This window comes from Bradyrhizobium sp. Mp19, from assembly GCF_029952935.1.
Taxonomy (GTDB): Bacteria; Pseudomonadota; Alphaproteobacteria; order Rhizobiales; family Xanthobacteraceae; genus Bradyrhizobium; species Bradyrhizobium elkanii.
This window is the reverse complement of the sequence record NZ_JASAUT010000006.1, coordinates 138,810-150,728: the sequence shown is the minus strand read 5'-3', so window position 1 is coordinate 150,728 and position 11,919 is coordinate 138,810. Positions and strand designations below refer to the sequence as shown.

Annotated in this window: 9 protein-coding genes and 1 pseudogene; 8 read left to right on the top strand and 2 right to left on the bottom strand. The window is 63.5% G+C overall.

From position 1 onward, the window contains the following. The first annotated feature begins 18 nt into the window (after window positions 1–18). A complete protein-coding gene (locus QJT82_RS10315) occupies window positions 19–1,353 on the top strand; it encodes a replication-associated recombination protein A (RefSeq protein ID WP_028339298.1) in 1,335 nt (444 codons plus the stop codon). Here the strand turns inward: QJT82_RS10315 and QJT82_RS10310 are convergent. After that, window positions 1,350–1,508: pseudogene (locus QJT82_RS10310) on the bottom strand (transposase); the annotation flags it as partial. The gene QJT82_RS10315 and the pseudogene QJT82_RS10310 overlap by 4 nt on opposite strands. A gap of 293 nt (window positions 1,509–1,801) precedes the next feature. Here QJT82_RS10310 and QJT82_RS10305 point away from each other — a divergent pair. The 4 genes from QJT82_RS10305 to QJT82_RS10290 are packed head-to-tail and all read left to right on the top strand — an operon-like array spanning window position 1,802 to window position 7,329. After that, the gene (locus tag QJT82_RS10305) at window positions 1,802–4,201 is read left to right on the top strand and encodes a DUF3604 domain-containing protein (RefSeq protein WP_063607058.1); all 2,400 of its coding nucleotides are present in this window, start codon (window positions 1,802–1,804) and stop codon (window positions 4,199–4,201) included. Further along, entirely contained in the window at window positions 4,201–5,343 is a 1,143-nt protein-coding gene (locus QJT82_RS10300) for a hypothetical protein (RefSeq protein WP_035631061.1), read from the top strand. The genes QJT82_RS10305 and QJT82_RS10300 overlap by 1 nt, the downstream gene beginning before the upstream one ends. A 22-nt stretch (window positions 5,344–5,365) precedes the next feature. Continuing rightward, window positions 5,366–6,319, top strand: a complete 954-nt coding sequence (locus QJT82_RS10295) for a peptidylprolyl isomerase (protein ID WP_196238129.1) — start codon at window positions 5,366–5,368, stop codon at window positions 6,317–6,319. Next, on the top strand, window positions 6,316–7,329 hold the full coding sequence (locus QJT82_RS10290) for a HupE/UreJ family protein (RefSeq protein ID WP_028339294.1): 1,014 nt from the start codon (window positions 6,316–6,318) through the stop codon (window positions 7,327–7,329). Before QJT82_RS10295 ends, QJT82_RS10290 begins: the two co-directional genes overlap by 4 nt. Before the next feature lie 468 nt (window positions 7,330–7,797). On the opposite strand, the gene QJT82_RS10285 is transcribed toward QJT82_RS10290, so the two are convergent. Beyond that, entirely contained in the window at window positions 7,798–8,715 is a 918-nt protein-coding gene (locus QJT82_RS10285; protein ID WP_245288652.1) for an alpha/beta hydrolase, read from the bottom strand. Window positions 8,716–8,882: 167 nt separating this feature from the next. Here QJT82_RS10285 and QJT82_RS10280 point away from each other — a divergent pair, with 167 nt between their 5' ends. From QJT82_RS10280 to QJT82_RS10270, 3 genes are all read left to right on the top strand, one after another. Next, the gene (locus QJT82_RS10280) at window positions 8,883–10,193 is read left to right on the top strand and encodes an RluA family pseudouridine synthase (protein WP_028339292.1); all 1,311 of its coding nucleotides are present in this window, start codon (window positions 8,883–8,885) and stop codon (window positions 10,191–10,193) included. A 109-nt stretch (window positions 10,194–10,302) separates the two neighbouring features. Continuing rightward, a complete protein-coding gene (locus QJT82_RS10275) occupies window positions 10,303–11,517 on the top strand; it encodes an amidohydrolase family protein (protein ID WP_051447751.1) in 1,215 nt (404 codons plus the stop codon). Window positions 11,518–11,605: 88 nt separating this feature from the next. After that, window positions 11,606–11,914 carry a hypothetical protein gene (locus QJT82_RS10270; protein ID WP_028339290.1) on the top strand — a complete coding sequence of 103 codons (309 nt, stop codon included), beginning with the start codon at window positions 11,606–11,608 and terminating at the stop codon, window positions 11,912–11,914. Window positions 11,915–11,919 lie beyond the last annotated feature (5 nt).

Below are 11,919 nucleotides of genomic sequence, written 5' to 3'. Positions count from 1 at the left end.
ACCGCAAGTGAGTCCCAAGTGAGTCCGAAGCAACCGCGCGAGGCCAGCAACCTGTTCGCGGCGGCGGGAATGGAGCAGGACGCGCCACACCCGCTGCCGGACCGGCTGCGCCCGCGCACGCTGGCCGATGTCGTCGGCCAGGATCACATCCTCGGCCCCGACGGCGCGCTGACGCGGATGCTGGAGACACGCACGCTGGGCTCGCTGGTGTTCTGGGGACCGCCCGGCACCGGCAAGACCACCGTGGCGCGGCTTCTGGCCGACGCCACCGAGCTGCATTTCGAGCAGATCTCCGCGGTGTTCCCCGGCGTCGCCGATCTCAAGAAGGCGTTCGATGCCGCGCGGGCCCGCCGTGAGACCGGCAAGGGCACGCTGCTGTTCGTCGACGAGGTGCATCGTTTCAACCGCGCGCAGCAGGATTCCTTCCTGCCCGTGATGGAGGACGGCACGGTGGTGCTGGTCGGCGCCACCACGGAGAATCCATCGTTCGAGCTCAACGCGGCGTTGCTGTCGCGCGCCCGCGTGCTGGTGTTTCACTCGCTCGATACGGCGGCGATCGAGAAACTGTTTGCCAATGCCGAGAAGATCGAGGGCAAGCCGCTGCCGCTCGATGCGGAAGCCCGCGCCGTGCTGGTGCGGATGGCCGATGGTGACGGCCGCGCCTCGCTGACATTGGCCGAGGAAGTCTGGCGCGCCGCCCGCAAGGGCGAGGTGTTCAACGCCGAGCAGTTGCAGGCCATCCTGCAACGCCGCGCGCCGATCTATGACAAGTCGGCCGACGGCCACTACAATCTGATCTCGGCGCTGCACAAGTCGGTGCGCGGCTCCGATCCGGATGCGGCGCTGTATTATCTCGCGCGCATGTTCGACGCCGGCGAGGATCCGCTGTTCCTGGCGCGGCGCGTGGTGCGCATGGCGGTCGAGGACATCGGCCTTGCCGATCCGCAGGCGCTGGCGGTCTGCAACGCCGCCAAGGATGCCTATGATTTCCTGGGCTCGCCGGAGGGTGAGCTCGCGATCGCGCAGGCCGTGGTCTATCTCGCCACCGCGCCGAAATCGAACGCGGTCTACACCGCGTTCGGCGCGGCGATGCAGACCGCGAAGCAGGGCGGCTCGCTGCTGCCGCCGAAGCACATCCTGAATTCGCCGACCAAGCTGATGAAGTCGGAGGGATACGGCTCCGGCTATCAGTATGATCACGACATGCCCGACGCGTTCTCCGGCCAGGACTACTTCCCGGAAGCGCTGGGCCGCCAGACCTTCTACGATCCGCCCGACCGCGGCTTCGAGCGCGAGATCCGCAAGCGGCTGGATTATTGGCAGCGGCTGCGCAAGGAGCGCGGCGGGAGCTAGGACGCGGACTCATAAAGGCGCAGCCAGCGCCTGATCGACGCGAGTTGAACGAAAGCAAGGTAGTTGGCAGCAAGCCTGTCATAGCGCGTCGCCACCTGACGACATTGTTTGATCCTGTTGAAGAACCGCTCGACCTGGTTGCGAGCACGGTAGAGATAGGGGCTGAAGCAGATCGCATCGTTGCGGTTGCTTCTCGGCGGCTTTTCGGACCGTTTGAGACGTAGCTTGGGTCGCTTCAACCGGCCAAGCGGCGCGTTTGACCCGCAGCGGTCATTCGAGAATTTTGGCACCTTCGATCATCCAGCGGACCTGCTTTGATCTAAATCAAAGGAAGTTCGGCTCTCCCGTTCAGATGATCTCTGGGACGGGCCAGCCACACCGCCGAACCGCCGACTCTATTTGAGCTATATATTCTTTGCAGCACTCGAGACTTAGCTGGGAGGCGATGATGAAGTTCATTTCTGAACAAAGTCGTTCCAGGCAAAGCCATTTCGCGAAGTCAATCTTGGCAGCAGGCATAATCGGCTTTGTGTCTTTGCCCGCGCAGGCTCAGCAGCGCAATCCCGAACGCGACGCCTATTTCGGCGAAACCCACATCCACACTGGCTATTCGCTCGACGCCTGGACGTTTGGCAACCGGGGCGACCCCGGCGACTCCTACAAATATTTCAAGGGTCAAACGATTAAGCATCCGCTGGGCTATGACATCAAGATTGAAACCCCATTGGATTTCGCCGGCGTCACCGATCATTCCGAATATGTGGGCATCGTCAGTCTGGCCAACGATCCATCGTCGCCGATCAGCAAAGTCCCCGCGGCGCAGCAATTCATTTTGAAGGGCAACACTCCGGAAGAACAACAGAGAGTTTACCTCGCCGCGGTCACTTTGGTGGGCCTTCCTACGCCTAACCAAGCGCTGATGGATCCGGAGATTGCGCACTCGGTCTGGCAAAAAGCCGTCGATTTCGCCGAAAAGGCCAACGAACCGGGCAAGTTTACGGCCTTCTGCTCCTACGAGTGGACGTCGATGCCCAACAGCATGAACCTCCACCGCAACATTTTCTTCAAGGATTGCAAACATATCCCGACCGCGCCGTACAGCGCGCTTGACTCGACCGACCCGACAGACCTTTGGAAATGGATGGATAGCCAGCGCAAGGCCGGCAACGAATTGCTGGCGATTTCGCATAACGCCAATCTTTCGGACGGGCGCATGTATCCAACCGAGGTCGATCTGCACGGTCGCCCGATCGATCGGGCCTATGCCGAAGATCGCATGCGCAACGAGCCATTGATCGAGCTGAAGCAGACCAAGGGGCAATCCGAAACTCATCCATTGCTCTCGCCGAATGACGAATTCGCCAGCTACGAAATTTTTGCGTTTCTGCTCGGCGATCCCGAAGGGCGCATTCCGCACATTGTCGGCAGCTATGCCCGCCAGGCGCTGAAGGATGGCATCGCCCTCCAAGACGCCAAAGGTTTCAATCCTTATAAATTCGGCTTCGGCGCGGCGTCGGATTCTCACTCGACGGCCACGCCTTACCGCCATGACAATTATTTCGGCACCCTCGGCAGTCTCGACGGCACGGTCGAACGCCGCATGGCTGGTTTGTTGTTGTCTGGCATCGACGTCCGCAACATCACTACGGCCGGCCTGACGGGCGTCTGGGCGGAAGAAAACACCCGCGAATCGATCTTCAACGCCATGAAGCGCAAGGAGACTTTTGCGGTCAGTGGCCCGCACATCAAGGTGCGCTTCTTCGGCGGCTGGAATTACGCGAAGGACGTGACCGATGAGCAGAAGCGTCTGAAGATCGCGCCGGACTGGCTGAAGGATCAGGCCTGGGTCACGACGGCCTATGATCAAGGCGTGCCGATGGGCGGCGACTTGCAACCGATGCCCGCCGGCGCGAAACCGCCGTCCTTCGTCGTCTGGGCGCTCAAGGACCCGAGCTCCGGGAATCTCGACCGCATCCAAGTCGTCAAGGGCTGGACCAAGAGTGGCCAGAGCTTCGAGAGAGTCTTCGACGTCGCCTGGGCGGGCGACCGCGAGCCGGACAAATACACCGGCATCGTGCCGCCGGTTGGCAACACGGTCAATATCGGCAAGGGAACCTACACCAACACAATAGGCGCCGTCGAACTGAAGACGGTCTGGACCGATCCGGAATTCGATCCGAGCCTGCACGCATTCTACTACGCCCGCGTGCTCGAAATCCCGACGCCGCGGTGGACGACGATCCAGGCTGCGAAACTTGGCATCGCCCCGCCGGACGTCGTGGCCTCGACCCAGCAGGAGCGCGCCTGGAGTTCGCCGATCTGGTACACGCCAAGCGAAGACGTGCGGAAGACGGCCAAGGCCGGGCCGACCGTGGACGATCTCATGAAGCAGGGCGCGGTCGCGCTTGGCGACAGCGAACTCAAGGGTTTGCTTGTCGGAAAATCGCCGTACCTGCAAAACAACGTGACCGGCGTGAAGATGCGAATGGTCTTCGGCGCGTCAGACGGCGCAGACCCCGCCAAGCCGCTGACGCCAATCGACCCGGCCTATGAGACGTCGAAATTCGCCGCCAACCAGGCTCAGACCCGCTTCGCCTACGGCGGCAAGGGCGAAATGCAGCCGAGCGCGCTAGGCGATATCGCGGGCAGCAGCTATCTCGGCGCGACCAAGCCCTATTACATCAATAACGGCAAGCTCGTCACCGACATGGTCGGCACGGCGATCCAGGTCAGCGTTTATAAGCTCGGCGACAAATATTATGGCGCGCGCAGCAACGAGTTCGGCTACGCCAATTATGAAATCATTCCGCCGATCAGAGAACTGAATCCGCTGAACAACTTGCGCTGATGACACGATTGACGCCGGGGAAAGGAACGAGGGCTGCGGCGCTCGAGCGGCTTCGAAGCAGCCTGCCGATTCTGTTGCTGCTGATTTCGTCGATGGGCGCGGCGGCGTGCCCGCTCTGCTATGAAGCCGCGCGGCAAATGCTGACCGAGGGCACGCGGCTCGATGCAGCGGACCGTGCCGTGCTCGCCGCACCGGAAGCTGATGGCAGCCCATTGCAGGTGGTCGCGGTCGTCAAGGGAAAAGACATGGACGGCGCGATCATCGCCGACCCTGTCGCCGGAAACGCGATGACCGTTCCTGCCGGCGAGGCGTTGTTGTTGGTGCACAGCGCCGCCGACGCCGGTTGGACAAGCCTGGGCTCTATCCCACGGGCCTACGCGGAATGGCTCCGCGCGATTGTCGCCACGCGCGAAATCGGCGGCGACGCCCCTCAGCGTTCATGGCCGATGACGCCCGCGACGGCGGACATCCTCACCTACGCCGGCTGGCGCCAAAGGGTAGCGCTCGTCCTGCCCTATCTGGAAATCGCCAATCCCCTGGCAGCGCGCCTCGCCTGGGGAGAACTTGCCCGTGCACCCTATGCGGCGATTGATGCGGCGCGATCGAAAATCGAGCCGGCCAAAGTCACCGGTTGGATCGACGATCCAAGACTTTCGTCGCGCCGCGCCGCCTATCTGATGTTGCTCGGCTTTGCCGGCGGCGCTGTGGAAGCCAAGGGCCTCGGCGCCCGCCTCGAAGCGGCGTTGGCGTTCCACGACGCAAGAGACCTCGCGGCGCTATTCGCCGCCGACCTCCAACTCGACGGCGCCTCCCGCGTCGAATGGATCGAAACGCGGGTGTTCGGCGACCGCAGCCGGACAATGCCTGAAATCGAGGCCGCGCTTCTGGCGCTCAAGGTTCTCGGCGACGCCAACGGTGCAGTGCCGCGTGCGCGCATCATTGAAGCCTATCGTAGTTTCATCAAACGGCGCCCGGCCATGGCCGGCTTCGTCGCCCCGCAATTGGCGGACTGGGGCTATTGGGATGCTGCGGCGGATTATTTCGCGATCGTCAAGGCAAATCCGGAATTGGACCCCGCCAGTCACTTCGCCATCACTGTCTATCTCCAGCGCGCGGCGGAGGCGGGCGTGCGCATCCAATAGTTCACGTTTCGTGGAGTTCCTTGTGTCCCGTTTCTTGCGCGAGCCTCTGGTCCATTTTTTTGTAATCGGCGCCGCCCTGTTCGCGTTTTATCGTTTCTTGCCGCCATCGGGACCGGCCCCGACAGCACAGGCTCAAGCCTCCGTTCCGGCTCCTCAGGCGCCTTCAAGGCAGATTGTTCTGACCTACGATCAACTCGCGCGCCTCGCCACGCTTTTTCAGTCGCAATGGGGCCGCGAGCCGACACTGCAAGAACTCGACCGTCTCGTCGAAACCAACGTCAAGGAGGAGATATTCTATCGCGAAGCCGTCGCGATGGGGCTCGACAAGGACGACGAGATCATCAGGCGGCGCATGGCGCAGAAAATGCAGTTCCTCGCCGAGGACGTGGCCGCCGCGCACGAGCCAAGCGCCGCCGAACTGAAAGCATGGTTCGAACAGAACCAAAGGCTATTCGTGGAGCCACCGCGCACCAGCTTCCGGCATCTCTATTTCTCGCCCGACCGCCGCGGCGACAACGCGCACGCGGACGCCGAGAAGGCGCTCTCGGAACTAAATCGCCAGCCGCAAGATACGAAACTCGCAGGCGCCGATCCGTTCATGCTGCAAGAATATTATCGCGATCGCACGCCCGAATATCTCTTCAAGGAATTCGGACCTTCCTTTGCGACCGCCGTACTCAACCTCCCGACGGGCTCCTGGCAGGGTCCAATTGAATCCGGTTACGGATGGCATCTGATTTTCGTCGATACGCAGATTCCAGCGCGCACGCCGCCCTTCGACGAGATTCAGGCCGATGTGAAACGGGTCTGGCTCAGCGACCGGAAGGCGCAGGCGACGAAAAAGGCCTATGACGAATTGCGCGCGAAATACACCGTGTTGCTGCCGGCGCCACCGCCTGAAGGCGCGCCGCCGCCCCGAAAATTCGACCCGAAAACGGTCATGCAGTCCATCCCGGCCGGGGTCTATCCCCAGTGAGCGCCGTCCGTCCTTTCATCGGCGTTATTGTAGCCCTGCTGCTGGCGTTTTGCGCCTGTCGGTCCGCCTGCGCCCATGAGATTCGCCCCGCCTATCTCGCGCTCAAGGAGACAGCGCCGGGCCAGTACGAGGTTCTGTGGCGAACGCCCGTCCTGTCGGGCATGCGTCTGCCGGTCGTCCTCAAGCTTCCGGACCGTGTAAAGAACCTGAAGGATCCCGTTGTGAGCGAGCTCTCGGACTCGCTCGTCGAACGTCGCTGGGTCGAGGCGGGGCCAAACGGACTGGGAGGGCGCATCGAGTTCGCGGGCCTGCAATTGACAATCACAGAGGTGCTGGTGCGCGTGCAGATGCGTGACGGCACTGTCTCGACCATCTTGGTACGGCCAAGCCGCCCATGGATTGAGATCGCGGCCGCGCCCGGAATGCTCGCGGTGGCGGGAGCCTATGTCCTGCACGGAGTCGAGCACATTCTGTTCGGTTTCGATCACCTGCTGTTCGTGCTCGCTCTCATTTTGATCGTGCGTAATGGACGGGTGCTGCTGTGGACCATCACCGCCTTCACGGTTGCCCATTCAATTACGCTCAGTCTGGCCACGCTGGGGGTGGTGCATGTGCCGGGGCCGCCTGTCGAGGCCATGATCGCGCTGAGCATTCTGCTGCTGGCGTGTGAAATTGTTCGCATGCAGCAGGGTAAGACCAGCTTAACCTTACGACGGCCATGGATCGTGGCCTTCTCCTTCGGCCTGCTGCACGGGCTGGGCTTTGCCAGCGCGTTGACGGATATCGGACTGCCACAAGGCGATATCCCACTTGCGCTGCTCTCCTTCAATGTCGGCGTGGAGATCGGGCAATTGATTTTCATCGGTGCCGTGCTCGGGGCATTGTTTTGCACCCGACGCTTTGGCGTTTCGCCAAGGATCAGACACGCCACTGTCCCGGTTACGAGCTATGCGATCGGCGTCACGGCTGCGTTCTGGTTCATTGAGCGGCTCGCAGGATTTGGCGGTTGAAGGATCTCCATCTCACCAGACTCTGCTGACAGCGCCGACGACCTTGATCAAATGAGCCTGCTTTTCTGCGGCGCATGAGTCCGGAAGTGGCCGATCGCGACATCTTGCGTTGCTGCACGAACTTGGTCGCTATCGGGACAAAGCGGACGTAGAGTCACGCCTACGGTTTTATGGGTACACGGCCCAGAGCAACATGAGATTGGGCCGCGCCACGAGTAACGTGCGCTCCCGTTGCCACCTGCGGCGTGGAAGCGTCAGTTGCGGAAGCTCGCCAATGCCATGTGCAACACCTTCGGGCGAGGAACACTTGCGCAACTTCGGAATATTAGAAATATATTCCTGATTTGCCCGACGTGTCAAGTTGCTTAGTGCCACGCTGATCGCCGCCGGCTACTTTGCATGGGGTTGTTCTCGATATTTTGGCAGCGCGCGCTGCAACGGGCCATAACTTCATATTGCTCTGGCGCGTCACTTGACGCTCTTCACAAATTCCAAAATCTCATCGGTCAGCCGCGTGTCCGGCGTGTTGATCGCATAGACCTCCGACATGTGGCTGTGCTGCGGCAGCATGAAGCTGCGGGCGCAGCCGGCCTGCCGCTTGCAGCTCGCCTGCTTCATGAGCTCGAACTGCTCGACGAAGCGCGGCGGATCGAGCTCGGCCGCGGTGATCAGGAACGGGATCGGGCTCGCGACCAGGCCTTGCAGCGAGGAGCGTTCGGCATAGCGAGAGGGGTCGGGGCCGTAATAGGCGAGCTCGGCGTCGCCGACCGGCGAGGCCGTCAGATCATAGATGCCGGACACCATGATCGCGCCGGCAAGCCCGCCGCCCTTCACCTTGTGGAATTCGCCATGGGAGACATAGCTCGCGACATGGATCGCGCCGGCCGATTGGCCCATCAGGAAGATGCGCCTGGGCTCGCCGCCGCGGGAGGCGATGTTTTCCGAAACCCACTGCACGATCGCGCCCATATCCTCCGCGCCTGCCGGCCACGGAAAGGCCGGCGCCAGGCGGTAGGTGGCATTGACGCCGACGAAGCCGTTCTTCACCGCCCACAGCATGATGTTGTCGTAGAACGGGCTGCCGGGGGCGTGTTTGTTGCCGGCAATGAGGCCACCGCCATGGATGTAGATCAGCACCGGCCGTGGTGGTGAGGCCGTCTCCGGCGTGAACACGTCGAGCAGATGCCGGTCGGCGGGGCCGTATTTGACGTCGCGCTCGACCTTGACGCCCTGATAGGGCTCCTTCTGTTGCAGCGGCGCGTAGAGTGCGGCGGTCTTGGGCGGGTCGATGACGCGGCCGAGTTCCAGGAGCTTCCAGGCCAGATCTTCCGGCATCGCGGCTTCGGGCATCGGGCTTTGCTGGGCGAGCGCAGGGTCCGTGAGCATCAGGGCCGCCGCCAAAGCCGATATCGCCAGTCTCATTCCAGGGCCCCCGTCGATTGCCGTATGCGGCCGAACATGGCCGATGCTGCACCGGATTCACACCGATTTCGCCGTGACGATTCGCGGCATTTGCGCTAGGCACAATGCAGGTCTGGAGCCGAAAAATCACCATGAGCCGTCGCATCAAAAGAACCACATCGCCGGGCGACCGCGCCAAAGGGCGCGACAAGGGCCGCGACCGGGACCGCGCCGGCGATCGTGGCAAGGATCGTGCTAAGGATCGTGGCAAGAGCGGATCGGCGCAGCGCAGCCGCAAGCCGGACGATCGCAAATTCGGCGACCGCAAGTCCGGTGAGCGCAAGACCGGCGAGCGTCCGTTCGCGCACCGTGCAGCCGGAAAGCCACAGCGCTTTGCCGAGCCGCGCCGCGACCGGCAGGAGCGGGCCGAGCCCGCCACGTCGAAGACCGCCGCGGCCGAGCAGCCATTGCCGACCAAGGTGCAGACCGTTGTCGTCACCTCCGACGAGAACGGCATGCGCGTCGACCGTTTCCTCGAAGCGCGGTTTCCGGGCCTCTCGTTCTCCCATATCCAGCGCATCGTCCGGAAGGGCGAGCTCAGGGTCAACGGCAAGCGCGCCGATTCCAAGGACCGGCTCGAGGAGGGCCAGAGCGTGCGGATTCCGCCGCTGCGGCTCGACACGCCGAAGACGGCCGGCGCGCTCTCCGAGGCCGAGGCGAAGACGCTGCAGGCGCTGAAGGACATGACGCTCTACGAAGACGACGACGTGCTGGTGCTGAACAAGCCGGCCGGCCTCGCCGTGCAGGGCGGCTCCGGCATGACGCGCCATGTCGACCAGATGCTCGAGGTGATGCGCGACGCCAAGGGACAGAAGCCGCGGCTGGTGCACCGGCTCGACCGCGAGACCTCGGGCTGCCTCTTGGTCGCCAAGACGCGTTTCGCCGCCACGCATCTCACCGGCGCATTCCGCCATCGCTCCGCGCGCAAGATCTACTGGGCGCTGGTCGCCGGCGTGCCGAAGCCGAAGCAGGGCCGCATCTCGACCTACCTCGCCAAGGAGGAGAGCGAGGAAGACAGCATCATGCGGATCGCTGAGCATGGTGACGAGGGCGCGAGCCACGCGGTGACCTATTATGCCGTGGTCGAGACCTCGGCGACCAAGCTCGCCTGGGTGTCGCTCAAGCCGGTGACCGGTCGCACCCATCAATTGCGCGCCCACATGGCGCATATCGATCACGCGATCGTCGGTGACCCGAAATACTTCAACAAGGAGAACTGGCAGCTGCCCGGCGGCCTGCAGAACCGGCTGCATCTGCTCGCCCGCCGCATCGTGATTCCGCACCCGCGCGGCGGCGTGATCGATGCCACCGCGCCGCTGCCGCCGCACATGCTGCAATCCTGGAATCTGCTCGGGCTCGAGGCCGACCGCTTCGACCCGATCGAGAACGCGCCTGAGGAGTGACAGTCGGGGCGCCGCTATCCGGCGCGGACAGCAAGAACGATCAAACGGCTCCGCGCTTTGCGGCTATCTTCGCGCGCCGGCCTCTGCCGGCCTGCAACGGAGACTCTCCATGATCGGCACCTGGCTGCGCGTCGCGCTTTTCCTGATTGGCTCGGCTGTCGCCACGGTGACGGCGCAGGCCGAGACCATCGTGCTCCGCGGCGGCACGCTCTACGCATCGGCCGATGCGGAAGCGCTGCCGGATGCGGTGATCGTGGTCACCGACGGCGTCATCAGCGCGGTCGGCAAGTCCGGCGACATCCAGGCGCCGCCGGATGCCCGCGTGATCGATTGCAGCGGCAAGACCATCGTCGCCGGCTTCTGGAACAGCCATGTCCATTTCACGCAGAATGTCTGGCGCAACTCAGGCGCAGCGCCCGCCGCGGCGCTGACGCAGCACATGCAGGAGATGCTGACGCGCTGGGGTTTTACGACGGTCTGGGATCTCGGCTCCAATCCGAGGGACACGTTGCCGCTGCGCACGCGCATCGTCGCGGGCGAAGTCGCCGGCCCGAACATCCTGTTTGCCGGCAACATCTTCCCGAAGGGCGGGCACCCCGTCTACATCCCGCGTGAGGTGCAGCTTCCGGAAGTCGCAACGCCCGAGGAGGCCACAAAATGGGCGCGCGACTGGCTGGCGATGGGTGAGGACGGCATCAAGCTGTTCACCGGCGCCTTCATGGGCGACAAGCCCGTCGTCAACATGGACCCGGCGATCGCGAAAGCAGCCGTCGATGTGGCGCATGCGCAGGGCAGGCCGGTGTTCGCACACCCGCAGAACAAGGTCGGCGTCGAGACGGTGATCGAGTCCGGCGTCGACGTGCTCGCGCACGCCACACCCGGCGAACCCAGCTACACCGGGGATCAGCTGGCGCGGTTCAAGGCGCAGGGGACTGCGCTCGTTCCCACACTGTCGCTGTTCACCACCGTGGTGCTCGATCCGAACGTCACCAACCGTCTGGTGGCTTCGACCGTCAACCAGCTCAAGCAGTTTTCGGAGAATGGCGGCACGGTGCTGTTCGGCACCGATGTCGGCTTCACTACGCTGTACGACACCACGCAGGAATTTCAGCTGATGCACCGCGTGTTGTCGGAGCGGCAGGTGCTGGCCTCGCTGACGACCAATCCGGCGCGGTTCTTCAAGGCCGCGAAGAAGGGACGGGTGGAGCAGGGTTTCGACGCCGATCTCGTGGTGCTCGACGGCGATCCGCTCGGCGACGTCGGCAATCTCGCGAAAGTGAGCTCCACCATCCGTGCGGGTCACGTGATCTACCAGAAGCCGTGACGAGGGCGGGGAACTCGCAGATCAAGCGAAGCGTTGACGTGCGCCGCAATCACTTGAACCTGTGCCGGCGCGTCACGAGATATGGCTGATGACGCGATCCTTGATTGTTGCCTGCACCTTGCTCTGGGCCATCGGCGCGGCGAGCGCCGTTGCGCAAATCCCTCCGCCAGGCCGCTCGATGTGGGACCCGCCGGTGCCCCAGCCTCCGCCGCCGCCGCGGATCGAGGTGCCGGCGATCCCGAGGATGGATGCACCGACGCAGCCGAGCCTGCGTTCGCGGCCGCGCAGCTCGTTCGGTGACCGCGTCAGCCGGTGTCTCGACGAGGCCGCCGCCGCGGGCCTGAACCAGGCCGAGCGCGCCGCCTATTCGCGATCCTGCGCCAACCACCGGGATTAGGGCAG

Bases quoted from the DNA above. Each gene is read 5' to 3' on its own strand.
- QJT82_RS10270 (WP_028339290.1), top strand. From the start codon at position 11,606: ATGACGCGATCCTTGATTGTTGCCTGCACCTTGCTCTGGGCCATCGGC.
- QJT82_RS10305 (WP_063607058.1), top strand. From the start codon at position 1,802: ATGAAGTTCATTTCTGAACAAAGTCGTTCCAGGCAAAGCCATTTCGCG.
- QJT82_RS10275 (WP_051447751.1), top strand. From the start codon at position 10,303: ATGATCGGCACCTGGCTGCGCGTCGCGCTTTTCCTGATTGGCTCGGCT.
- QJT82_RS10285 (WP_245288652.1), bottom strand. From the start codon at position 8,715: ATGCTCACGGACCCTGCGCTCGCCCAGCAAAGCCCGATGCCCGAAGCC.
- QJT82_RS10280 (WP_028339292.1), top strand. From the start codon at position 8,883: ATGAGCCGTCGCATCAAAAGAACCACATCGCCGGGCGACCGCGCCAAA.
- QJT82_RS10300 (WP_035631061.1), top strand. From the start codon at position 4,201: ATGACACGATTGACGCCGGGGAAAGGAACGAGGGCTGCGGCGCTCGAG.